This window comes from Endothiovibrio diazotrophicus, from assembly GCF_054657215.1.
In genome coordinates this window covers 34,950-57,814 of sequence record NZ_BAAHXB010000023.1, presented here as the reverse complement: position 1 = coordinate 57,814, position 22,865 = coordinate 34,950, and the positions used below count along the sequence as shown (strand labels likewise).

16 protein-coding genes and 1 pseudogene are annotated in these 22,865 nt (G+C 67.4%); 10 read left to right on the top strand and 7 right to left on the bottom strand.

Annotated features, from left to right (window positions below; genetic code table 11):
* Positions 1-160 precede the first annotated feature (160 nt).
* The 3 genes from ACYQ2W_RS08525 to ACYQ2W_RS08515 all read left to right on the top strand — a co-directional run bounded on the left by ACYQ2W_RS08525 (position 161) and on the right by ACYQ2W_RS08515 (position 4,657).
* Entirely contained in the window at positions 161-814 is a 654-nt protein-coding gene (locus tag ACYQ2W_RS08525) for a metallophosphoesterase (RefSeq protein WP_459865265.1), read from the top strand.
* Between the two features lie 48 nt (positions 815-862).
* Complete coding sequence (gene hemE / locus ACYQ2W_RS08520; RefSeq protein ID WP_459865263.1) at positions 863-1,933, top strand: uroporphyrinogen decarboxylase; 1,071 nt, start codon at positions 863-865, stop codon at positions 1,931-1,933.
* Between the two features lie 174 nt (positions 1,934-2,107).
* On the top strand, positions 2,108-4,657 hold the full coding sequence (locus ACYQ2W_RS08515) for a putative bifunctional diguanylate cyclase/phosphodiesterase (protein ID WP_459865261.1): 2,550 nt from the start codon (positions 2,108-2,110) through the stop codon (positions 4,655-4,657).
* Positions 4,658-4,927: 270 nt separating this feature from the next.
* On the opposite strand, the gene ACYQ2W_RS08510 is transcribed toward ACYQ2W_RS08515, so the two are convergent.
* On the bottom strand, positions 4,928-7,261 hold the full coding sequence (locus ACYQ2W_RS08510; RefSeq protein WP_459865259.1) for a UvrD-helicase domain-containing protein: 2,334 nt from the start codon (positions 7,259-7,261) through the stop codon (positions 4,928-4,930).
* A 155-nt stretch (positions 7,262-7,416) separates the two neighbouring features.
* Between ACYQ2W_RS08510 and ACYQ2W_RS08505 the strand changes: the two genes are divergently transcribed.
* The 3 genes from ACYQ2W_RS08505 to ACYQ2W_RS08495 all read left to right on the top strand — a co-directional run bounded on the left by ACYQ2W_RS08505 (position 7,417) and on the right by ACYQ2W_RS08495 (position 12,152).
* On the top strand, positions 7,417-8,175 hold the full coding sequence (locus tag ACYQ2W_RS08505) for a TVP38/TMEM64 family protein (RefSeq protein WP_459865257.1): 759 nt from the start codon (positions 7,417-7,419) through the stop codon (positions 8,173-8,175).
* Between the two features lie 223 nt (positions 8,176-8,398).
* Entirely contained in the window at positions 8,399-11,845 is a 3,447-nt protein-coding gene (locus ACYQ2W_RS08500; RefSeq protein WP_459865255.1) for a pyruvate carboxylase, read from the top strand.
* A gap of 181 nt (positions 11,846-12,026) precedes the next feature.
* On the top strand, positions 12,027-12,152 hold the full coding sequence (locus tag ACYQ2W_RS08495; protein WP_459865253.1) for a hypothetical protein: 126 nt from the start codon (positions 12,027-12,029) through the stop codon (positions 12,150-12,152).
* Between the two features lie 15 nt (positions 12,153-12,167).
* Here the strand turns inward: ACYQ2W_RS08495 and ACYQ2W_RS08490 are convergent, their stop codons facing one another.
* Both ACYQ2W_RS08490 and ACYQ2W_RS08485 read right to left on the bottom strand, forming a co-directional pair.
* Positions 12,168-13,484, bottom strand: a complete 1,317-nt coding sequence (locus ACYQ2W_RS08490) for a M16 family metallopeptidase (protein WP_459865251.1) — start codon at positions 13,482-13,484, stop codon at positions 12,168-12,170.
* A 62-nt stretch (positions 13,485-13,546) separates the two neighbouring features.
* The gene (locus ACYQ2W_RS08485) at positions 13,547-14,869 is read right to left on the bottom strand and encodes a M16 family metallopeptidase (protein WP_459865249.1); all 1,323 of its coding nucleotides are present in this window, start codon (positions 14,867-14,869) and stop codon (positions 13,547-13,549) included.
* An 80-nt stretch (positions 14,870-14,949) separates the two neighbouring features.
* Here ACYQ2W_RS08485 and ftsY point away from each other — a divergent pair, with 80 nt between their 5' ends.
* The 4 genes and pseudogenes from ftsY (at position 14,950) to rpoH (ending at position 19,353) form a co-directional block, all read left to right on the top strand.
* Positions 14,950-15,993, top strand: coding sequence for a signal recognition particle-docking protein FtsY (ftsY, locus tag ACYQ2W_RS08480; protein WP_459865247.1), 1,044 nt, complete (start codon positions 14,950-14,952; stop codon positions 15,991-15,993).
* Between the two features lie 513 nt (positions 15,994-16,506).
* Entirely contained in the window at positions 16,507-17,193 is a 687-nt protein-coding gene (ftsE, locus tag ACYQ2W_RS08475) for a cell division ATP-binding protein FtsE (RefSeq protein ID WP_459865245.1), read from the top strand.
* Positions 17,193-18,257: a permease-like cell division protein FtsX gene (gene ftsX / locus ACYQ2W_RS08470; RefSeq protein WP_459865243.1), complete on the top strand. Its 1,065-nt coding sequence runs from the start codon at positions 17,193-17,195 to the stop codon at positions 18,255-18,257. The genes ftsE and ftsX overlap by 1 nt, the downstream gene beginning before the upstream one ends.
* A 228-nt stretch (positions 18,258-18,485) precedes the next feature.
* Positions 18,486-19,353: pseudogene (gene rpoH, locus ACYQ2W_RS08465) on the top strand (RNA polymerase sigma factor RpoH).
* A gap of 403 nt (positions 19,354-19,756) precedes the next feature.
* On the opposite strand, the gene ACYQ2W_RS08460 reads toward rpoH, so the two are convergent.
* Genes ACYQ2W_RS08460 through ACYQ2W_RS08445 form a run of 4 tightly spaced genes read right to left on the bottom strand, consistent with a single transcriptional unit; the run spans position 19,757 to position 22,681 of the window.
* Entirely contained in the window at positions 19,757-20,050 is a 294-nt protein-coding gene (locus tag ACYQ2W_RS08460) for a helix-hairpin-helix domain-containing protein (RefSeq protein ID WP_459865241.1), read from the bottom strand.
* Between the two features lie 4 nt (positions 20,051-20,054).
* Positions 20,055-20,684 carry a DUF3299 domain-containing protein gene (locus tag ACYQ2W_RS08455; RefSeq protein WP_459865239.1) on the bottom strand — a complete coding sequence of 210 codons (630 nt, stop codon included), beginning with the start codon at positions 20,682-20,684 and terminating at the stop codon, positions 20,055-20,057.
* Between the two features lie 11 nt (positions 20,685-20,695).
* Complete coding sequence (locus tag ACYQ2W_RS08450) at positions 20,696-21,955, bottom strand: ABC transporter permease (RefSeq protein ID WP_459865237.1); 1,260 nt, start codon at positions 21,953-21,955, stop codon at positions 20,696-20,698.
* A gap of 9 nt (positions 21,956-21,964) precedes the next feature.
* Positions 21,965-22,681, bottom strand: coding sequence for an ABC transporter ATP-binding protein (locus ACYQ2W_RS08445; RefSeq protein WP_459865235.1), 717 nt, complete (start codon positions 22,679-22,681; stop codon positions 21,965-21,967).
* Between the last annotated feature and the right edge of the window lie 184 nt (positions 22,682-22,865).

Genomic DNA, 22,865 nt, shown 5'->3' with positions numbered 1-22,865 from the left:
ATGGAACTCAGCCGGAACAAGCTGGCCCTCGCCATCGGCGTCCCCGCCCGCCGCGGTGCGAGCCGCTTGCGAAGATCTCACTCAACCCGCAACTGACCACCCCGGAGCAGATCGCCAGCGCTTGGAGTGCGAGCACGACCTGTTGAGCGGAAGGGCGACCATGACAGTGGAATTGGTACAGCGATTCACCCGCAATGACACCGGACGGGATTTTGTCGTCGGCGATCTCCACGGCGAGTTTTCCCGCTTGGAGGAGCGGCTGGGGGAGCTGGCATTCGACACCGGGCGGGACCGGCTTTTTTCGGTAGGCGATCTGGTCAACCGTGGTCCTTACTCGGAACGGGTAGTAGAGTGGTTAGACCGCCCCTGGTTCCATCCGGTGATGGGCAATCACGAAGAGATGCTGCTGGTCTCCCATCTCAAGGGGATCGATCGGAATGGCGGCAGCGAAATGGAGGCCTATCGCTGGTGGATCGACGGCTCCCTCGAACTGCGCGAGGCGTGCGCATCGCGGATGGCCAAGCTGCCGGTGGCGATCGAGGTGGAGACCGCCGAGGGGCCCGTCGGCGTCATTCACGCGGCGGTGGCCGATGGCCTGGATTGGGAGGGCTTCCTGCAGCGGGTAGCGGCTGGCGATGAGCGGACCTGTCGTGAGGCCTTATGGGGCTTTTCCTCCTGTCTCCCCGTCGCCGGCCTGCGTTGGCTGTTTTGCGGTCACGCCATCGTCCCCGCACCGACCCGGATCGGCAATCTTCGGTTCATCGACACCGGCGCGTACGAAGGGGGGCCGCTCACCGTGGCATCCATCGTCTGACTGGTATAATCCCCCACCTTTCGAACCCAGACCGCCCCGGGAGTCCCCATGCAGCCCCTCCACAACGACCGTTTCCTCCGTGCCCTGCTCCGCCAGCCCGTCGACGCCACCCCGGTGTGGATCATGCGTCAGGCGGGGCGCTATCTGCCGGAGTACCGGGCGACCCGGGAGAAGGCGGGGAGCTTCATGAACCTCTGCCAGAACCCGGAGCTGGCCTGCGAGGTGACCCTCCAGCCGCTGGAGCGCTTCGGCCTCGATGCGGCGATCCTCTTCTCCGACATCCTCACCATCCCCGACGCCATGGGGCTCGGCCTCTCCTTCGCCGAGGGCGAGGGGCCGCGCTTCGCCCACCCGGTGCGCAGCGCCGCCGACGTCGGGCGGATCGGCGTGCCCGATCCCGAGGGGGAGCTGAAGTACGTGATGGACGCGGTGCGCATCATCCGCCGCGAACTCGATGGCCGGGTGCCGCTGATCGGCTTCTCCGGCAGCCCGTGGACCCTTGCCACCTACATGGTGGAGGGCGGCGGCTCCAAGGAGTTCGGGCGAGTGAAGGGGATGATGTACTCGGAGCCCGCGCTGATGCACCAGTTGCTCGACAAGGTGGCCGACTCGGTGACCTCGTATCTCAACGCGCAGATCGCCGCGGGCGCCCAGGCGGTGCAGATCTTCGATACCTGGGGCGGCATGCTCACCCCGCGCGACTTCCGCGAGTTCTCCCTGCGCTACATGGAGCGCATCGTCGACGGTCTGACCCGCGAGGCGGACGGCAGGCGGGTGCCGGTGATCCTCTTCACCAAGGGCGGCGGCGGCTGGCTGGAGGCGATGGCCGCCAGCGGCGCCGACGCCCTCGGCCTCGACTGGACGGTGAACATCGGCGACGCCCGCCGCGGGGTGGGCGATCGGGTGGCGCTGCAAGGCAACATGGATCCCTGCCTGCTCTACTCCACCCCGGAGCGGATCCGCCAGGAGGTGGCGTCGATCCTCGCCGATTTCGGCAGCGCCCCCGGCCACGTCTTCAACCTCGGTCACGGGGTCCATCCGCGGATCGATCCGCAGAACGTCGCCGCCCTGGTGGATGCGGTCCACGAGCTGAGCGCGCCCTATCACAGGGCGACCTGAGTACGGCGCCATCCGTCGTTCAGGAACTCCCTGAGCACACAGGAAAATGCGCAGTGACCCGGCTTTGACAGCGGAGGGGGGCGCCCCTATTCTCTACGGTTCCCCAACTGGAAGGAGGACCCCGCAGCGGCGGCCCTTGGCAGCACCGCGGCTTCGGCCCCTCAGCGACGACCCGTGCGAGCACTCGACTCCATCCGCCGTTTGATCGGCCTCAACAGCCTGCGTGGGCGCTACCGGGTGGTCGCCCTCGGCATGGCGTTGCTGGTGGTGTTCGGCATCTGGGTCGCCGAGGACTACGTCGGTGGGGTAGGGCGCACCGCCACCGAGAACATGGCCGAGCGCAACGACGCCGTGCTGCTCAGCCGCCACATCCGCGACGACGTCTGGCAGGCGGAGCTGACCCTCCACAGCTTCATGCTCGCCCCCGACATCGACCAGCGCCACGCCGTTCACCGCCACCTGCAGCGGGCGATCCGCAACGCCGGCCTGCTCGCCCGCAGCCCGTGGGTCGCCCGCTCCACGGTGGCACGGATCGCCCGCGAGGCCGGGCTCAACCTGGAGCAGCTCAACGACCTGGCGGACCGGCTGATGGGGCTGCGCGGCGACCCCGATCACCTCTTTCCCGCCATGCGCATCCTCAACGAGGAGATGGAGCCGGCCAACCGCGACTTCCTCTCCGCCACCGCCCTTGCCCTGGAGGAGCTGGCCGACGACGAGGACTTCGCGGGCTACCGGCGGTTCAGCGAGACCCGTCAGGAGTGGTTGCAGCTGATCATCGCCCTGCGCATCTACCTGATCAACATCACCGGGGCCTTCGGCGACTCCCTGTCCGAACTGCAGAAGGCGCAGGAGGCCCAGGTGCGCTTCCGCCTGCAGCGGGTCAACGAGCGCCTCGTCGGCTTGGGCGCCCTGGAGGAGAAGCACGGCTTCGGCATGCAGGCCAGCGCCTCCCTCGCGGTGATGCGCGAGCAGGCGAGCCACTGGGCCGCCGGCTACGAGCAGGCCAGCGAGATCTACCGCGGCACCCAGTGGCGCACCGACGTGCCGCTGATCAAGGACTCGGTGCAGCCGCTCTTCTCGTCGATCCAGGGCAACCTGCAGGCCATCGACCAGGTGATGGAGCGCGCCGCGGCCCTTGACGTGGGCTCCCTCAACCGGGTCGCCGGCGGCATCACCCACTCCCTGTGGGCGATCATCGTCACCGCCATCGCACTGTTCATCCTCGCCTTCCTCTACTTCGAGAAGACCGTCCTCAGCCCCATCGCCCTGGTTGCCCAGGCGCTGCGCAGCGAGGCGCGGGGCCGGCGCAGCGCCGAGCTGCCGGTGACCGACGCCACCGAGACCCACGCCCTGGTGGAGGCCTTCGCCGAGATGCGCCGGCAGGTCCACCAGCGCCAGCGCCAGCTCGAATACCAAGCCGGCCACGACGCGCTCACCGGCCTGCCCAACCGCAGCCGGCTGATGGAGCGGTTGGCCGAGGCGCTGGAATCGGCGAAGGGGGAGCGGCAACCGCTGGCGCTGCTGGTGATGGACCTCAACCGCTTCAAGGAGATCAACGACACCCTCGGTCACGAGATCGGCGACCAGTTGCTCCAGCAGGTGCGCAACCGCCTGCTGAACACCGTCGACGAGGCGTTCGACGTGGTCCGCCTGGGGGGTGACGAGTTCGCCGTGCTGATGCCCGGCACCGGCCGCGAGCGGGCGGTGGCGATCGCCGCCGAGATCACCGAAGCACTGGCCCAGGTGTTCACCGTGGAGATGCACACGCTGTTCGTCGGCGGCGGCCTGGGTATCGCCCTGTTCCCGGAACACGGCGACGACAACCGCACGCTGATCCAGCACGCCGAGGTGGCGATGTACGTCGCCAAGCGCAACAACCACCACTACGCGGTCTACGACATCGAACTGGACCAGCACTCGATCCGCCGTCTCGCCCTGGAGAGCGACCTCCACCACGCCATCGGCGATGGCCAGCTGGAGCTCTACTTCCAGCCCAAGGTCAACCTCACCAACGGCCAGACCACCGGGGTTGAGGCGTTGATCCGCTGGCACCACCCGGAACGCGGCTTCATTCCCCCCGACGAGCTGATCGCGGTAGCCGAACAGACCGGCCTGATCAAGCCGCTGACCGCCTGGGTGCTGGAGACCGGCATGGGCCAGCGGGCACGCTGGCAGCGCATCGGCATCGAGGTGCAGGTGGCGGTCAACCTCTCGGTGTGGAACCTCCAGGACCCGGAACTGGTAACCCAGATCCGCGACGGCCTCGACCGCCACCGGCTGCCCGCCCACGCGCTGGGGCTGGAGATCACCGAGAGCGCCATGATGGCCGACCCGGAGCGGGCACTCGCCGCCCTGGTGGAGCTGGACGCCATGGGCATCTCGCTGGCGGTAGACGACTTCGGCACCGGCTTCTCCTCGCTCTCCTACCTCAAGCGCCTGCCGGTGGACGAACTGAAGATCGACAAATCTTTCGTCATGTCGATGAACGAGGACGAGAACGACGCCGCGATCGTCCGCTCGACCATCGATCTCGCCCACAACCTGGGCCTCAAGGTGGTGGCCGAGGGGGTCGAGAACCAGCAGATCTGGACGGTGCTCGAATTTCTCGGTTGCGACACCGCCCAGGGCTACTACATGAGCCGGCCGATCCCCGCCGCCGACTTCGAACAGTGGTATCAACAGAACCTCTGGCTCAAGCCCGAACCGCAACGGCTCCACGCCTGATCCCGGGAGTCCGACTCGCACATGAAGGCGCCGCTCAGCCGATGGCCGCAGGCACCCTCCGATACGGAGATCGTCCGACACCAATACCAAAAATGAATATCGACGATCTGTTTCCAGTCGTTTTCTTTATTGTCTTCGCCCTCGCCTTCGGGTCATTCATTTACAAACTGATCAAGCACGACGGTTTCAAATCCGCCACGTTTGGTGCGCCCATCCAACGAACTTTTGGCGAAGCGGATGGGGGACGGACAACGAATAGGAATGCAAGCCTCAAGATCCGGCAGCCGATCTGGACGACCTTGTTCTTTCGGCACGCCTCGTTGTAGCAGCGACCACTCTCCTCAATTCACCGGTTCCCGCAGCGCCCGCACGTATTGCCGGAACTCCGCCAGCCGTTTGGCGAAGAGTTCGTTGGGATCGAAGTGGTAGAGATCGCCATAATCCCGGTAGATGACGGCCAGCATGTCGAGATCCAACAGGTCGTAGAGGTTGCGCCACTCCCCCTCGACGCGCACGCCGAGCCCGGGATTGATGATGTAGTGGCTGCGCTTGATGCGCAGGAACAGGCGGCGGTTGTACTTGTCGTCCCGGTCCACCTCGTTCTTGGCGAGGATGGCGGACAGGTACTGACGTCTCTTCCGCCGCTGCGGCACGATGTGATCGGGAAAGTGCTCCAGGACCTCGGCGAAATCGGCGCTGGTGAAGGCGGCGGACTGGATCACCTTTGATGCCGTGGGTGTGCTTGATGTCGTAGGCCGTGTAGTACTTCTGGTTCAGCGGCTTGAGGCCCTTGTCGGGGTTGAGCGCCGGTCGGAAGTGGGCCTTGAGCAGATCGTTCAGGTAGCCGCGATGGTGATAGACCAGCGCATACTCGAACAGCAGCAGCTTGGCCTTCTTGTCGTTTCCGTCGATGGCGCGCTCGCGTAGCTTCGCCACCGCATCGCCGGTGAGCACCGGCCACGGCACCTCCTTGATCTCGAGAATCTGACGGCGGATCTCCTCGGCCTGCTCCTCCTTGCCCTGCATCGCCAGCCGGTGCGCCTCGCGCCGCCACTCCTCCTGGTCGGAGCGGTAGGCCTCCAGGTCCAGGCCGGTCGTCGACTCCCTCAGCTCGAGCAGCTCGAACAGGCGTTGCCCGGGGGCGCGTTCGATCAGATAGAGGTTCCTCACCGCGCGGGTCAGCGCCACGTAGAGGGCGTTGACGTGGAACTTGTAGATCTCCAGCGACTTGTCCGCCTTGTCCTTGGCGCGGGCGTAGCGCAGCTCGTCGCCGTTCAGCTCGTCGGCCGACACGCCGCGGGTGATCTCGCGGAAGCGCTCCTCTTCCGCCGACACGAAGTTGTAGAGGATGACGTTCTCGTACTCCAGCCCCTTGGCCTCCTGGATGGAGAAGACCAGCGGGGTCCTGAACAACTGCTTGGCGCGGGTCTTCTGCTCGGGGTGCATGACGATGACGGCGAAGCGGGTGGAGCGGGAGGTCTTCTGATCCAGCTCGCGCAGCCGTTCGGGCTCCTCGTTGAGCAGGATCACCGTGCCGCTGTTGTGGGCGTTGCTGTGGACGAGGTAGTTGCTCTCCTTGTCCACCGAGCCGAAGCGGTTGCTCTTGATCTTCAACACCGTATTGGCGACCGCGGTCACCTGTGGCGAATTCCGGTAGTTGGTGTTGAGGATGCGGATCAGCTCGGCCGGGCCGTGGTGCTCCTCCTCCCGTGCGTGGAGCAGCGACTTGACCTTGGCCCAGGAGAAGAAATTGGGGTGTACGATCTGGTTGGGATCGCCGCATAGCAGGAAGCTCCGCGGGTCGCGCAGGGACTTCAGCACCAACTGCAACTGGACCGCGGTCAGGTCCTGGACTTCGTCCACCACGATGAAGTCGTAACGCGGTTCCACCTCCTGCAGGTATTCGTAGCTGAGGATGTTGGCGTCGTAGCCGTTCTCCTCGCGCATGAGGTCCAGGTACTTCTCGAAGAGGTCGTAGACCAGTTCGCGCTCCCCGGCCCGGAAGATCGACTGGCGGACCCCCAGTTGCAGATACGCCTCGCGGCTCAGCCAGGCACTCTCCGTCGGCCCGGTGATCACGCCCTTGAACTCCTCGAAGATCTGGTAGGGGTCGCGCAGGGATTTCGGTACCTTGTGCCGCGCGAACCACTGCGCGAAACGGCGAAAGGGCAGCTCCTTGCCCTGCGGCACGCGAATCGACGCCAGGTAGTCGTCGAACGACAGGAAGGAGATCTCCTGGGCCTCGTTGGCGTAGCCCATCGCGTAGTAGAGGTTGCGCGAATTGTGCACCAGGCTGTCGCTCGCCTCCGGCGCGGGGACGTCGGGGATCTTCTCCTCGTCGACGGTCGCACCGCCGCGCAGGAAGCGGGAGCGGTCGTAGGCGTGATTCTCGATGCACTCCAGGATCAGCGCGTAGACCTCGCCCTCGTATTTGTACAGCGAGAACAACAGGCGATTGGACTTGTCCAGCCGCGCACGATAGAGATTGTCGCCGATCTTCTTGACCTGGGCGGCGCGGAAGTCGTCGTTTTCCAACGCCTTGCGAATCTTGGCGAAATTGGGAATCTTCTTCGGATTGAGCTCGTTGTAGAGAAGGGTTCGCATCTTTTCGTCCGGAACAGGAGATTCGATCGGTTCCGCGGCAGTCTCCCAATCCACCCCAACCCCGTCAAGCCGAGCGGGGAACGGATATTTCAGTCGGATTGAGAGACGGGGACGCGGTATCATCTTCCACCCCGTCAACGCCGGGCCTCTGGACGATGCTGCGCAACGACTTCCCCGCCGAGATTCCCCAAGGACAACCCACCACCGGATCGGCCACCGCCGACCGGCGCCGGGTGATCTTCGCCGCGCTGGCCTTGGCGCTGTTGTGCGCACTGATCCTCGCTGGCCGGGCTTTGTTGCCGGACGGGGCGCTCGACGTCGACCGGCTGACCGGCTACGCCACCGCGCTGGTCAACCACCCGGCGGCACCGCTGCTGGCGGTGGGCGGCATCGCCGTCGCCACCACCCTGGCAGTCCCCGTGACCCTGCTCTGCATCGCCGCGGTCCTCGCCTTCGGGCCCATCCACGGTCTCCTCTACACCCTCGTCGGCGCCGAACTCTGCTCGCTGCTGACCTACGGGGCGGGACGCTGGGCCGGGCGGGAGTGGGTGTGGCGCCACGCCGGCGGGCGGCTCGGGCGGGTCCATCGGCTGCTCGAGCGGCGCGGCCTGCTGGCGGTGATCGCCCTGCGCATGGTGCCGGTGGCCCCCTTCCCGCTGCTCGGGCTGGCGATCGGCGCCTCACCGATCCGCCTGTACCAGGTGGCTCTCGGCACGGTGATCGGCCTGCTCCCGGTGACCACCGCCATCGCGCTGTTCGCCGAGGCACTGGCACAGGCCCTCAGCGCTCCGGTTCCGTTGGGTTCGTTGCGCTGGCTGGCGGCCGGGGTGGTGGTGGCCGCCGCGGCGGTGGCGCTGTGGCTCATCGGGCGCCGCCGCCCGGCACGGGCGGCGGCGGCGGACCTCCGCCGGTGATCGGGGCGCTTTCCGAGGGGGAACGGATCATTGCCGCAGCCAATAGTCACCATTCCAACTTCCAATCATAAAACCTCGGGAGTTGTGCGATTATTCTCCGATTGCCCGGCGGCAGGGTGCTGCCACCCGGGCAGTCCATGCTTGGGTGCCGACGGCGGTTCCAAGGTGTCCGTGATCGAACAGCCGTTCGATACTACCCGATAGACCCTACCGGGAGCCCTCCATGAACGAGATTCGCAAGCTGCTCGTGGCCAACCGCAGCGAGATCGCCATCCGCGTCTTCCGTAGCGCCACCGAACTGGGCATCCGCACCGTCGCGCTCTACGCCTATGAGGACCGCTACTCGCTGCACCGCTTCAAGGCCGATGAGGCCTACCAGGTGGGCCAGCCCGGTGAACCGATCAAGTCCTACCTGGACATCCCGGCGATCATCGCCATCGCCAAGGCCCACAGCGTCGACGCAATCCACCCCGGCTACGGCTTCCTTGCCGAGAATCCGCGCTTCGCCGCCGCCTGCGAGGCGGCCGGCATCCGCTTCGTCGGCCCCTCGGTGGAGGCGCTGGAGCGGCTCGGCGACAAGACCGCCGCCCGCACCATCGCCGAGCAGGCGGGGGTGGCGGTGCTCGGCGGCAGCGGCGCGGCGGTGGCCGACGCCGCCGAGGGGCTGGCGGCGGCGCGCGCGGTGGGTTTCCCGATCATCCTCAAGGCGGCCCATGGCGGCGGCGGCCGGGGGATGCGGGTGGTGGAGACCGAGGAGGCGTTCGAAGGGGCCTTCGAACAGGCGCGGCGCGAATCCCTGGCCGCCTTCGGCAGCCCCGACATCTTCGTCGAGAAGTTCATCCAGCGCGCCCGCCACATCGAGGTGCAACTGCTCGGCGACTGGCACGGCAACCTGCTGCACCTCTACGAACGCGACTGCTCGGTCCAGCGCCGCCACCAGAAGGTGGTGGAGATCGCCCCCGCCCCCAACCTCACCCCCTCGGTGCGCGACGCCATCTGCGCGGCGGCGGTGAAGATCGGCCGCCAGGTGGGCTACTCCGGCGCCGGCACCGTCGAGTTCCTGGTGGACGCCGACACCGACCGGTTCTTCTTCATCGAGGTCAATCCGCGCATCCAGGTGGAGCACACGGTGACCGAGGAGGTGACCGGCGTGGACATCGTCCGCGCCCAGATCCTGGTGGCCCGCGGGATGCCGCTGAGCGACCCGGAGATCGACCTCCCCTGCCAGGCGGCGGTGAGCACCCACGGCTTCGCCCTGCAGTGCCGGGTCACCACCGAGGACCCCACCAACAACTTCATGCCCGACTACGGCCGGGTCGCCCACTACCGCGCCGGCGGCGGGCTGGGCATCCGCCAGGACGGCGGCAACGCCTTCTCCGGCGCCCTGGTCAACCCCTACTACGACTCCCTGCTGGTCAAGGTGACCGCCCGCGGCCGCCGCTTCATCGACGCGGTGCGCCGCATGCGCCGCGACCTCCACGAGTTCCGCATCCGCGGGGTGAAGACCAACATCCCGTTCCTCGAGAAGCTGCTGCGCGAGGAGCCCTTCGTCCGTGGCGAGTGCACCACCCGCTACATCGACGAGAATCCTCACCTGATGGAGTTCAAGCTCCAGCGCGACCGCGCCAGCAAACTGCTCGCCTTCATCGGCCACACCATCGTCAACGGCAATTCGCTGGTCAAGGATCGCCCGGTATCGCTCCGCCGCACCCCCGCCCCGACGCCCGAGCTGGCGCTCGACGAGGCGCTGCCGCAGGGCACCCGCGACACCCTGCGGGAGTTGGGGCCGGAGCGCTTCGCGAAATGGATCGGCGAGCAGAAGCGCACCTTCGTCACCGACACCACCTTCCGCGACGCCCACCAGTCGCTGCTCGCCACCCGCCTGCGCAGCGCCGACATGCTGGCCATCTCCGAGGGCTACGCGCGGCTCGCCCCGCAGCTCTTCTCCCTGGAGATGTGGGGCGGCGCAACCTTCGATACCGCGATGCGCTTCCTCAAGGAGTGCCCGTGGCAGCGGCTGGAGGAGATGCGCGGGAAGATTCCCAACATCCTCTTCCAGATGCTGCTCCGCTCCTCCAACGCGGTGGGCTACACCAACTACCCCGACAACGTGGTGAAGGCCTTCGTGCGCGAGGCGGCCGCCGCCGGCATCGACCTCTTCCGGGTGTTCGACGCCCTCAACTGGACCTCCAACATGCGTCTCGCCATGGAGACGGTGGTGGAGTCGGGCGCGCTGTGCGAGGCGGCGATCTGTTACACCGGCGACATCCTCGACCCGAGCCGCAGCAAGTACGACCTCAACTACTACGTCGGCATGGCCAAGGAGCTGGAGCGGATGGGCGCCCATATCCTGGCGATCAAGGACATGGCCGGGCTGTGCAAGCCGGAGGCGGCGCGCCTGCTGGTCGCGACGCTCAAGCAGGAGGTGGGCATCCCGATCCACTTCCATACCCACGACACCTCCGGCATCGCCGCCGCCTCGATCCTCAACGCGGTGGAGGCGGGGGTCGACATCGTCGACGCGGCGATGGCGCCGCTCTCCGGGGGAACCTCACAGCCCAACCTCAACACCGTGGTCGAGGCGCTGCGCTTCAACCCGCGCGCCACCGGACTGGCGCCGTCGCGGCTCGACGAATTGGCCGAGTACTGGCGCTCGGCGCGCGAGTTCTACACCCCTTTCGAGAGTCCGGTGCTGCCGGCCACCGCCGACCTCTACCACCACGAGATCCCCGGCGGCCAGTACACCAACCTCTACGCCCAGGCGCTGGCCCTCGGCCTGGCCGACCGCTGGGCCGAGGTGTGCCGGGTCTACGCCGAGGTCAACCGGCTGTTCGGCGACATCGTCAAGGTGACCCCCACCTCCAAGGCGGTGGGGGACATGGCGCTGTTCATGGTGGCGAACGGTTTGAGTGGGGAGGACGTGCTGGATAAAGACCGCGAACTGGCCTTCCCCGCCTCGGTGGTGGACCTGATCGGCGGCCACATGGGCCACCCCTACCAGGGCTTCCCCGAAGCGGTGGTGAAGCGCATCCTGCGCGGCGAGGAGCCGCTCAAGGGGCGCCCCGGTGACACCCTGGAGCCGGCCGATTTCGAAGCGGCGAAGGAGGTGGTGCGCGGGTTGATCCTCCAGGAGCCGAACACCCAGCAGGTGGTCAGCCACCTGCTCTACCCCAAGGTCTACGAGGAGTTCGCCCGCCATCAGGTGGAGTACTACGACACCTCGGGCCTGCCCACCCCGGTCTTCTTCTACGGGATGAAGGAGGGGGAGGAGATCGCGGTGGAGATCGAGCGGGGCAAGACCCTGATCATCCGCTACCTGACGGTGGGCGCGCCCACCGTCGAGGGGATTCGTACCGTCTTTTTCGAACTCAATGGCCACCCGCGGGACGTCAGCGTGCGTGACCTCTCCATCGAACAGGCGGAGAGCGGGCGGCGGCCGCGCGCCGACGCCGGCAACCCCGCCCACCTCGGCTCGGCGATGCCCGGCATGGTGGTCAACGTGGCGGTGAGCGTCGGTGACTGGGTGCGCAAGGGGCAGAAGTTGCTGGTACTGGAGGCGATGAAGATGGAGTCCACCGTCTACGCCGAACGCGACGGCAAGGTGCGCGAGCTGCCGGTCCACCCCGGCACCCAGGTGCAGAGCGGTGACCTGCTGGCGGTGATTGAATAGCGGGGGCGGTCGAGGAGCAACGGCGCCTGCGGGAGATCGGCGGCGTCGTAGAGGCGTTTCATGGGGTCTCGGTCCCGAATGGGTGAGTCTGCCCCACGATAAGGCTGTCGCGCGCGTGACGGTGGTTTTTTCCTCCGCGGGGTGCTAGCTTTGTTGACCCGCCTTTGAGCCGGAGCTCTCCATGGCCTGCAAAACCTGCAAACTGAAAGCTGCCTGCCAGCACTTCAAGGGGATCTGCCCCTGGCTCTATATCCTGGCGCTCACCGCCGCGGTGCTCTTCCCCGGATATCTGCTGTTACGCGGCTGATCCCGTAGGGCACCGCTACTTCCCGTTGCCGCCGACGACCACCGTCACCATCCGGTCCGGGTTCAGCCGCCTGCGGAAGGCGTCGCGCACCTGCTCGCCGGTCACCGCCTCCAGTCGCTGGTTGAAACGCTCCAGGTAGTCCAGGGGCAGCCCGTAGAAGCCGATCATCGACAGGTATTCGTTGATCTTGCCGTTGCTGTCGATGCGTAGCGGGAAGCCGCCGGTGAGATTGTCCCGCGCCGCTTCCAACTGGACCGGGTCGGGTCCCTCGGCGATGAATCGCCTCAGGTTCTCCATCAGCAGCCGGCGCGCCTCCTCCGCCTGATCCCCCTTGGTCTGCATGCCCATCAGGAAAGGGCCCGCCTGGGCCATCGGCACGAACTGGCTGTAGACGCTGTAGGCGAGCCCGCGCTTCTCACGGATCTCCTGGGAGAGCAGCGAGACCAGGCCGCTGCCGCCGAGCAAATGGTTGCCGAGCAGCAGCGGGAAGTAGTCGGGGTCGCCGCGCTGGATGCCCGGCTGGCCGATCAGGATGTGGGCCTGGGTCGAGGGGTAGGGGATGGTGACGGTGAGCGGCGCCTCCAGCGGTGCCACCGGCGCGAGCGGCGGCGCCTTCTCGCCGGCGGGCAGCGCCCCGCTCACCCGCTCGGCCAGGGCCTCGGCGGCGGGCCGGTCGAGGTCGCCGGTGATCGCCACCACCGCGTTGCGTGCCACGTAGAAACGGTGGTGGAAGGCGATCACCCGATCGCGGTCGATCGCCCGCAGGCTCTCCTCGGCGCCGGTGGGGTGGGCGGCGTAGGGGTGGCCGCGGTAGAGGGCGTCATAGAACGCCTTGCTGGCGATGTCTCCGGGGGATTGGCGTTCGTCGGCCAGTGCCACCCGCATCTGGTCGCGCAGCCGGTCCAGCTCGGCGCCCGGGAAGTCGGGGTGGCCGAGCACGCTGAGGTAGGTATTCACCGCAGGTTCCAGCAGCTCCGGGTCGGTGACGCTACGCAGCCCCACCCAGGCCATGTCGCGCAACGCCCCCAGGTCGAGCTGCGCCCCCGCCCCCTCCAGCCGTTCGGCAAGCTGCTGGGCGGTGAGGCCGCCGGCTCCCTGGTCGAGCAGGCCATTGGTCAGCGAGGCGAGTCCCGGCAGCTGCGGGGCGCGGGCGGCGCCGGCATCGAACACGACCCGCAGGTCCACCATCGGCAGCTCCCGCGCCTCGACGAAGTAGACCCGTGCGCCGTTGGCGGTGGTCCAGTGCTGGATCTCGGGGGTGGCGCGGGCCGCCCCGGCGAACAGCAGCAGGACGGCGGGGAGGAGGGAGACGAGTCGCTTGACGTTGTCCATGGTTGTTCTCGTTGAATGCTTCAATGAGCGCTGACGGCGGGCACGGCCCGCCCTATTCCAGATCATTCGCCGCTCTCCGGCAGGAGAACGGCGACGGTGAGGCGGTCGTCGGTGAGGTACTTGCGGGCTACCTCCCGGACCTGTTCGGGGGTCACCGCGCGGATCCGCTCGACGTACTCCTCGCCGGCCCGCCAGCCGAGCCCGAGGGACTCCAGCTTGCCCAGCTGCGTCGCCTGGTACTGCACCGAGTCCCGCTCGTAGACCTCGCCGGTCACCACCTGGGCCTTCACCCGCGCCAGCTCCCGCGGGTCGATCGGCTCCTCCTTGATCCGGCGCACCTCCTCGCGCAGCGCCGCCTCCACCTCGTCGATGTCGCGCCCGCGGGCGGGCAGGCCGTCGAGGATGAAGAGGTCGTCGAGACGGGCGTGGAGGGTGTAGCCGGCACCGGCGCTGGCCGCCACCTGCTGGCCGCGCACCAGCCGCCGGGCGAGGCGGGCGGAGTCGCCGCCGTCGAGGATGCCCGAGAGCATCTCCAGGGCGTAGGGCTCCCACGCCTCGGCGGCGGTGCCGAGGGTCGGCACCCGATAGCCCATCAGCAGGTAGGGGAGCTTGCCGGGGGCGCGGACGGTGATCCGTTTGCTGCCCAATGAAGCCGGCTCGTCGCGGCGCTTGGGCGGCGCGATGCGTTCCGCCGGCAGCGGCCCGAAGTACTTCTCCGCCAGCGCCCGCACCGCCCCCGGCTCGACGTCGCCGACCACCACCACGGTGGCGTTGTCGGGGGCGTACCAGCGGCGGTACCAGGCGCGCAGGTCGTCGACGGTGAGCTGTTCCAGGTCGTCCTGCCAGCCGATCGGCGGAATGCGGTAGGGGTTGTTGAGCCAGGCACCGGCGACGAACCGCTCGTAGGTGAGCGAGCGGGGCTTGTCCTCGGTACGCATGCGCCGCTCCTCCATTACCACCCGCCGCTCGCGGTCGAACTCCTTGGGATCGACCACCAGGCCACGCATGCGGTCCGCCTCCAGGGAGAAGGCGATCGGCAGCCGGCTCTTCTCCAGCAACTGGTAGTAGGCGGTGTAGTCGCGGCTGGTGAAGGCGTTCTCATCGCCGCCGTTGGCGGCGATGATGCGCGAGAACTCCCCGGAGGGGTGCTTCCCGGTGCCCTGGAACATCATGTGCTCCAGCACATGGGAGATGCCGGTGATGCCGTCGTGCTCGTAACTCGACCCCACCCGGTACCACACCTGGGAGACCACCACCGGGGCACGGTGGTCCTCCTTCACCAGCAGCTTGAGGCCGTTTTTCAGGGTGTACTCATGGACCTCGGCCGAAGCGGTCAGCGGCCCCAGGAGCAGTGCCGCCGCAGCAACCCATCGCAGTAGCGTCATTGGCAATTACCTTAATCGTTCATCGTGCGGGTGGTAGGATAACCCGCCCCATCACTCAGCATTAGAGACCACGCCGATCCATGTTTGGTTTCCTCAAAAACAAGGACAAGGCCGCCGAGCCCGAAAAGCCGGCGGTGGACGAGCCCGCCGCGACGCCCCCCGAAGAGCGCGCGAAGCCCGAAAAGCCCGAGAAGAAGGCGGGGCTCTTCGGCCGCCTCAAGGCGGGCCTTTCGCGCACCCGCGAGGTGCTCAACACCGATGTCCGCGACCTCATCGCGGTCAAACGCAAGATCGACGACGAGGTGCTCGAAGAGCTGGAGACCCACCTGCTGGTGGCCGACGTCGGCGTCGAGGCCACCACGCGGATCATCGGCGAGCTTACCGGCCAGGTGAAGCGCAACCAGCTCGCCGACGCCGATGCGCTCTTCCAGGCGCTGCACGACGCCATGCGCGGCATCCTCGAACCGGTCAGTCAACCGCTGGAGCCGGTCGGCCACCGCCCCTACGTGATCCTCATGGTGGGGGTCAACGGGGTGGGCAAGACCACCACCATCGGCAAGCTGGCCAAACGCTTCCAGGACGAGGGCAGGTCGGTGATGCTGGCCGCCGGCGACACCTTCCGCGCCGCGGCGGTGGAGCAGCTCCAGGTGTGGGGCGAGCGCAACCATATCCCGGTGATCGCCCAGACCACCGGCGCGGATTCCGCCTCGGTGCTGTTCGACGCCTTCCAGGCGGCGAAGGCGCGCGGCGTCGACGTCCTCATCGCCGACACCGCCGGACGGCTGCACACCAAGAGCAACCTGATGGAGGAGCTGAAGAAGATCAAGCGGGTGATCGCCAAGCTCGACGCGGCGGCGCCCCACGAGGTGATGCTCACCGTCGACGCCGGCACCGGCCAGAACGCCCTGGCCCAGGCCGAGCAGTTCCACAAGGACGTCGGCCTCACCGGCATCACCCTGACCAAGCTCGACGGCACCGCCAAGGGCGGCATCATCGTCGCCATCGCCCAGAAGCTGGGGGTGCCGATCCGCTTCATCGGCGTCGGCGAGGCGATCGAGGACCTGCGGCCGTTCGACGCCGGCGAGTTCGTCGACGCACTGTTCGCGCGGGAGGCGGCGGAATAGGAAGATTGGTCCGCAAATGGACGCGAATGCAAGAGAAAACGGACTTTCCGGTCAAAGGATGGTGAGCCCGCTTCATCATGGGAGGGCAGTCGTAGAAGAAAATGCGGTAGAGCTCGGATCGCCGCCGACCATCGCGAGTACAAAGGTGGGCAAGGCAGTTTTTATGCAGGCGTTTTGCCGTTGCCTCCGGCCCTTCCTCGCCATAAATCGAGCGGTATCGGCGCAAAAAGAACGCCCCATCAACCAGAATCGCGCTCTTCATCCTCGCTCCCTTGCGATGAGCGGAAACAAAAAAAGCCCCTGGGGTAGGCCCCCCGTGGATTAGGATCGGGAGGCGAACTGCCAGGGGCGTGATTACGCTGTATACATTAGCACTCACTTTGACTCACAACAACTCACTTTAAGCCACAACAGTTCACAATACCTCAGCCCACAACCTTTACTGACACTTGCTATACTGCCCCAACCCCAGGGCCGCTCAGAACGCCCCACACGGGACCACCACCACCACCGATGATCCGCTTCAGCAACGTCTACAAACGCTACAGCGAGGGCCGCGAGGCGCTCAGCAACGTCTGTTTCCACCTGGGCAAGGGGGAGATGGCGTTCCTCACCGGCCACTCGGGGGCCGGCAAGAGCACGCTGCTCAAGCTGATCGCGGTGATCGAACGGGCCACCCAGGGACAGGTGCTGATCGACGGCCAGAACGTCGGCCGCGTCCACCGCTCCAAGGTCCCCTTCGTCCGCCGCAGCATCGGCATCATCTTCCAGGACCACCGCCTACTCTTCGACCGCACCGTCTTCGACAACGTCGCCCTGCCGCTGGTGATCGCCGGTCACGACCACAAGGAGATCGGCCGCCGGGTGCGTGCCTCCTTGGACAAGGTGGGGCTGCTGACCAGGGAGAAGGCCTACCCGATCACGCTGTCCGGCGGTGAGCAGCAGCGCGTCGGCATCGCCCGCGCGGTGGTCACCAAGCCGCCGATGCTGCTCGCCGACGAGCCCACCGGCAACCTCGACCCCGACCTCTCGCGGGAGATCATGAAGCTGTTCGAGGAGTTCAACCGGGTCGGCATGACGCTGCTCATCGCCTCCCACGACCTGGCGCTGATCTCCTCGCTCAAGCACCGCATCCTCACCCTCCACGACGGCAGGATGATCGCCGGCGGCGACGACCCCGAGGCGGAGGAGTTCGCCTGATGTTCGGCGGCCGCAACAAACGGCGTGGGGCGACCCGCCTGGAGCGCAAGCCGGCAAACGATCGCCGCGGCGGGGCGACCCCCCGGCCCCGCCCCGCTGAGGCCGCCACCAACAAGAGCGTCGGCCCCACCCCGCCGTTGAAGACCCGGGCACTCGCCTGGTTCGTCGGCCATTTCCGCGCGCTGCTCGCCAGCCTCGGCCACCTCTGGCGCAACCTCGGCTCCGGGATGATGACCGCGGGCGTCATCGGCATCGCACTGGCGCTCCCCGCCGGCCTCTACATCCTCCTCGACAATCTGCAGGCGGTAAGCCGTGGTTGGGACGGCGAGGCACAGATCTCGCTCTTCCTGCAGCCGCGGGTGAGCGACCGGGAGGCCGCCGCCCTGGCCGACCGGCTGCGCCCGCGGCCGGGGATCGGGCAGGTCTCGGTGGTCTCCCACGCCCAGGCACTGGAGGAGTTTCGCCAACTTTCCGGCTTCGGCGAGGCCCTCGGCCTGCTCGACGGAAATCCGCTGCCGGCGGTGATCCTGGTCACCCCGACCGCGAGCTACGACAGCCCACAGGCGGTGGAGGGGCTGCTGCGCGAGCTGCGTGCGCTGCCCGAGGTGGATCTGGCCCAGCTCGACCTGGAGTGGGTGAAGCGGCTCCACGCGTTGACCGAGATCGCCCGCCGCGGGGTGCTGGTGGTGGCCGGCCTGCTGGCGCTCGCCGTGCTGCTGATCGTCGGCAACACCATCCGCCTCGACATCCAGAACCGCCGCGACGAGATCGTCATCACCAAGCTGATCGGCGGCACCGACGCCTTCATCCGCCGCCCCTTCCTCTACGGTGGCTTCTGGTACGGCGCCACCGGCGGGCTGGTCGCCTGGCTGCTGGTGGGTCTCTCCTTCCAGATGATCGACGGCCCGGTGGCGCGGCTGGCCGCCCTCTACGGCAGCCCCTTCCAGCTCAACGTGCTCACCTTCGGCACCACCTTCACCCTCTTCGCCATCGCCATCGCCCTCGGCCTGCTCGGCTCCTGGCTCGCCGTCGGCCGCCACCTGCGCCAGATTGAACCCACTTGAATGGGCGATCGCCAAGTCAACATTTGTGTCATGGGGCGTGCCGTGCGCGCCTTGCCGAACGAAACTGCCGCCATTCGGGTGTGGACATCCTCTGCGAAATGCAGGCCAGCCCCCCCCATTTGTTCCAACTCCCCCACCCCGCTAAAATCGCACTTTTCGTGGGTTAGCACTCTTGGGACAAGAGTGATACAATTCCGACTAATTTAGTCAGCTTATGAGGATCCACACATGAGCAAGGCCCTGGTTCCCAAGCGACCCGGCATGCTGCCCGCCGTCGCCCTCGGCAGCATCGACCAGTACATCCAGATGGCCCACGGCATCCCGGTCCTCGACGCCGGGGAGGAGCGTGAGTTGGGCCGCCAACTGCGCGACGAGCAGGATCTGGAGGCGGCGCGCCGCCTGGTGATGTCCCATCTGCGTTTCGTTGTTCACATCGCCCGCGGCTACTCCGGCTACGGCCTGCCGCTCAACGATCTGGTGCAGGAGGGCAACATCGGCCTGATGAAGGCGGTCAAGCGCTTCGATCCCGAGCAAGGGGGTGCGCCTGGTCTCCTTCGCCGTGCATTGGATCCGCGCCGAGATCCACGAGTACATCCTGCGCAACTGGCGCATCGTCAAGGTGGCCACCACCAAGGCGCAGCGCAAGCTCTTCTTCAACCTGCGCTCCTCCAAGAAGCGCCTCGGCTGGTTCAACCGAGAAGAGGTGAACCACGTCGCCGACACCCTCGGGGTGACCCCGGAGCAGGTGCTGGAGATGGAGTCGCGGCTGGCCGGCCAGGACCTCTCCTTCGACCCCGCCCCCGATGCCGGCGACGACGACGAGCGCAGCTTCACCCCCGCCTCCTATCTGATGGACCACGCCGCCGATCCGGCACGCCAGCACGAGGCGGAGGATTGGGACGAGCACCACCAGCAACGCCTCGGCCACGCGCTGGCCACCCTCGACGAGCGCAGCCGCGACATCCTGCGCCAGCGCTGGCTGGAGGAGGACAAGGCGACGCTGCAGACCCTGGCCGACCACTACGGGGTCTCCGCCGAGCGCATCCGGCAGTTGGAGAAGAATGCGTTGAAGAAGCTCAAGCAGGCGATGAGCTGATGGAAAGGCGGCCTCGGGGCCGCCTTTTCATTTCGAGATCGCCAACGACAGCTCACCCCCCTGTAGGAGCGGCCCCGAGGCCGCGATCGCGGCGAAGTGAGGCGCCTCGAACCACCCGGCGGTGGGAACGGAGACGGCGCCATCGCGGCCTCGGGGCCGCTCCTACAGGGGATATTGGCTCCTTCAACGACGCTGCTTTTCTTCTTTCCATCCCCTCGTTACCACGCTCCGTGTGGTAACGCGCTCTTCGACGCTCTGCGTCGTGTCGAGCGAAGACACCCGCGTGGAATGCACCACTTCCGATGCAGGACGCAGAGCGTCCGAGGCGACGGGTTACGACGCGGAGCGTCGTAACCAGGGAAGTTAGGGGAGCCAGGAAGCCCCCCCATTTTGGCCCCGCCTCTCAGCCGCCGTCGCGCAGCCTTTCATCCTTCCAGTTCCACCACTTCAGCAGCTCCGGATCATGCTCGGCTTCTGCGGCGTAGTAGACCGCGCAGCGGAAGACGTAGAGCATGCAGCGGTCGACGTGGCTGCCACGCAGTTCCATCAGCCGTTGGTACATCGCCTCCGGATCCTCCCCCTTCAGCTCATCGAGCCGCTGATAGCCCAGGTCGACCAGATCCTGCGCGATGCTCTTGCCGACGCCGGGGATCTCCAGAAACGCCCGCCCCGGCCCCGTTCCACTCGTTCGCGCCATTCTTTCACTCCTCGTACGGCTCCACCTTCTCCGCCCGCAGGGTATAGCTGGCGCTGCCCACCTCGGCGGAGAAGCTCTCCGCACTCAGCTTGCCGGTGACCCACACGGTATCGAACATCTGTCGCACCTTCGCCCCCAGGGTGTCGGCCTTGACGTAGACGATCTGGTTGGAGGGCGGCGGCGGGACGTGGATGCAGGCGCCGAAGTAGGGGACGAGGAGAAACTCGCGCACCTTCCTGCCGTCCCCCTCCAGCGGCACGACGAAGCCGGGAAGGCGCACCCGGCGGCCGTCGAGCGCCTTCACCACCGGCGCATGATTCCACATCTTGCGCATCTTGGCATAGGCCGCCTCGACACGGGGATCGTCGTCGGGCAGGTCGTCGACGTTGAGGTCGGCGAACGCCTGCTCCGGATTGAAGTCGGCGGGGACCAGATCATCCCACGCCAGTTCCAGCACGCCGTGCTTGAGCTTCTTCGCCCACGGATCGGCCTTCTCCTCGGGCGCCTCCTTGGCCGTTGCGGCGGCCGTCGGTTCCGCCGGCGGCGCATCGGTGGCGCCCTTTTCCGGGACACTCAGGGCGTGGGCCGTCGGGGCGGCCAACGCGACGATCAACAACCAGAACAAAGGTTTCATGGACACAGCTCCTAAATGCGGATGGTCATGCCGTCGGCGAGCGAATAGCGGTAGGCGCGCCAGGCGGGGAGGGTACCGATGAGCAGGCCGGCGCCGACCACCAGCGCCAGCAGGCTCCACTCGTGGGGGCTCAGCGGCGCGAGTCCCAAATGGAGGCCGTAGCGCGCCTCGATCAGCGGGCGGCCGACCAGCAGCAGCCCGTAGAGCAGCACCACCCCGGCGGCGGCACCGGCCGCGGCGAGGCTTCCCGCCTCGCTCACCAGCAGCACGAAGAGCTGCCACGGCCGCGCCCCCACCGAGCGCAGGATGGCCAGCTCCCGGCGCCGCTCGTTGAGCCCGGCGAGCAGCACCGTGAGCATGCCGGTGAGCCCCACCAGGACGACGAAGGAGGAGACCGCGAGCAGCGCCCGCTCGGCCATCCCCATGGTGTCCCACAGCTCCTGCAGGGCGACCCCGGGGAGCACCGCGCTGAGCGGCTCCTGGCGGTAGTCGTTGATCTCGCGTTGCAGGCGGAAGGTGGCGATCTTCGACTTCAGCCCCACCAGGAAGGCGGTGATGGCGTGGGGGGTGAGGTCCATCCGGCGGGTCCGCTCGGCGGAGATATGGACACCGGGCAGCGGCGCGCCGCCGCGCCAGTCGACGTGGATCGCCTCGATCGCCTGCAGGCTGACGTGGACCGTACGATCCACCGGAGTGCCGGTGGGGGCGAGGATGCCGACCACCTTGAACGGCTTGTCGGCGTGCTCCATGAAGCTCACCTTGCCGGCGCCGTGGGCGACCACGATCTCCTGGCCCGTGCGGTAGTGGAGCTTCTCCGCCACCTCGGCACCGAGCACCGCGTCGTAGAGGTCGGCGAAGGGCTCGCCCGCGGCAAAGCGCAGCGGCTGCCTGTCGCCGTACCGATAGTGGTCGAAATAGGCCCCGGTGGTGCCGAGCACCCGGTAGCCGTGGTGGGAGTCGCCGAGCGAGAGCGGGATGGTCCACGCCACCTCGGGGCGCCCGGCGATCTCGCGGTAGCTCTTCCAGGTGATGTTGTTGGTGGGGTTGCCGATGCGGAACACCGAATAGAGCAGCAGTTGGATTGAGCCGCTGCGCGCGCCCACCACCAGGTCGGTGCCGGAGATGGTGTTGGCGAAGCTCGCCCGCGCCTCGGTGCGCAGCCGCTCCACCCCGAGCAGCAGGGTAACGCTGAGCGCGATGGAGAGCAGGGTGAGGAGCGCGGTGAAACGGCGGTTCCACAGGCTCTTCAGGGTCAGGGTGAGGATCGGCATGGTGGCCTCCTAGGCGCTTGTGCCGGCGGCGCGGTTGATCGCCGTCAGCTCCACGGTGCGGTCGAACAGCGGTTTCAGCGACGGGTCGTGGCTGACGAAGAGCAGCGTGATCCCCCGCTCCGCACACTCGCCTTCGAGCAGCCGCAGGAACGCTTCGCGGCGGTCCCAATCCAGCGCCGAGGTGGGCTCGTCGGCGATCACGATCTCCGGCGCGCCGATCAGCGCGCGGGCCACCGCCACCCGCTGCTGCTGACCCACCGAGAGTTCGGTTACCGGGCGGGCGAGGGTCTGCGGGTCGGCCAGGTCGAGGTGCTCGAGCAGGCGCCGCGCCTCGCTCTCCAGCGTGGCGGCGCGCTGCAACACCTTCTCCCGCCGGCGTTGCGAAAAGCGGCATGGCAGGGTGACGTTGTCCACCGTGGAGAGGTAGGGGAGCAGGTTGAAGAGCTGGAAGACGAAACCGATGTGATCGGCGCGGAAACGGTCGCGGCGCGCCCCGCGCAAGGCGCTGAGCGGCTCGCCGAGCACCTCGACCCGCCCGCGCTGGGGGGTGGCCACCCCGCCGAGCAGGCTGAGCAGCGTGCTCTTGCCCGAGCCGGAGGGGCCATGGAGGAAGAGGCGTTCGCCGCGCCCGACGGTGAAGCGCTCGATCTCCAGCACCGGCGGGTGGTGCGGGCGCCAGCGGAACGACAGGTCGTGCAGGGCGATGAGGGGTTCAGTGGAGGGCATGGGGTTTTCCTTACGGATGGCAGTAGCGGTTCCTGCAGGACAGGCCTGAGAGAGGTCGTAGGTCGGCGCTACCGCGCCGACGCGAACGGAGGCACCGCGCGTTCCCTTCTTCCGCCGCGCTTACCGAACGGCGTGTTCCATTCGGCAGGATCGTCACGGCCGCGAGCCCGCTGCTTTCGTTTGC

Bases quoted from the DNA above. Each gene is read 5' to 3' on its own strand.
- ACYQ2W_RS08525 (WP_459865265.1), top strand. From the start codon at position 161: ATGACAGTGGAATTGGTACAGCGATTCACCCGCAATGACACCGGACGG.
- hemE (WP_459865263.1), top strand. From the start codon at position 863: ATGCAGCCCCTCCACAACGACCGTTTCCTCCGTGCCCTGCTCCGCCAG.
- ACYQ2W_RS08510 (WP_459865259.1), bottom strand. From the start codon at position 7,261: ATGCGAACCCTTCTCTACAACGAGCTCAATCCGAAGAAGATTCCCAAT.
- ACYQ2W_RS08505 (WP_459865257.1), top strand. From the start codon at position 7,417: ATGCTGCGCAACGACTTCCCCGCCGAGATTCCCCAAGGACAACCCACC.
- ACYQ2W_RS08500 (WP_459865255.1), top strand. From the start codon at position 8,399: ATGAACGAGATTCGCAAGCTGCTCGTGGCCAACCGCAGCGAGATCGCC.
- ACYQ2W_RS08495 (WP_459865253.1), top strand. From the start codon at position 12,027: ATGGCCTGCAAAACCTGCAAACTGAAAGCTGCCTGCCAGCACTTCAAG.
- ACYQ2W_RS08490 (WP_459865251.1), bottom strand. From the start codon at position 13,484: ATGGACAACGTCAAGCGACTCGTCTCCCTCCTCCCCGCCGTCCTGCTG.
- ACYQ2W_RS08485 (WP_459865249.1), bottom strand. From the start codon at position 14,869: ATGACGCTACTGCGATGGGTTGCTGCGGCGGCACTGCTCCTGGGGCCG.
- ftsY (WP_459865247.1), top strand. From the start codon at position 14,950: ATGTTTGGTTTCCTCAAAAACAAGGACAAGGCCGCCGAGCCCGAAAAG.
- ftsE (WP_459865245.1), top strand. From the start codon at position 16,507: ATGATCCGCTTCAGCAACGTCTACAAACGCTACAGCGAGGGCCGCGAG.
- ftsX (WP_459865243.1), top strand. From the start codon at position 17,193: ATGTTCGGCGGCCGCAACAAACGGCGTGGGGCGACCCGCCTGGAGCGC.
- ACYQ2W_RS08460 (WP_459865241.1), bottom strand. From the start codon at position 20,050: ATGGCGCGAACGAGTGGAACGGGGCCGGGGCGGGCGTTTCTGGAGATC.
- ACYQ2W_RS08455 (WP_459865239.1), bottom strand. From the start codon at position 20,684: ATGAAACCTTTGTTCTGGTTGTTGATCGTCGCGTTGGCCGCCCCGACG.
- ACYQ2W_RS08450 (WP_459865237.1), bottom strand. From the start codon at position 21,955: ATGCCGATCCTCACCCTGACCCTGAAGAGCCTGTGGAACCGCCGTTTC.
- ACYQ2W_RS08445 (WP_459865235.1), bottom strand. From the start codon at position 22,681: ATGCCCTCCACTGAACCCCTCATCGCCCTGCACGACCTGTCGTTCCGC.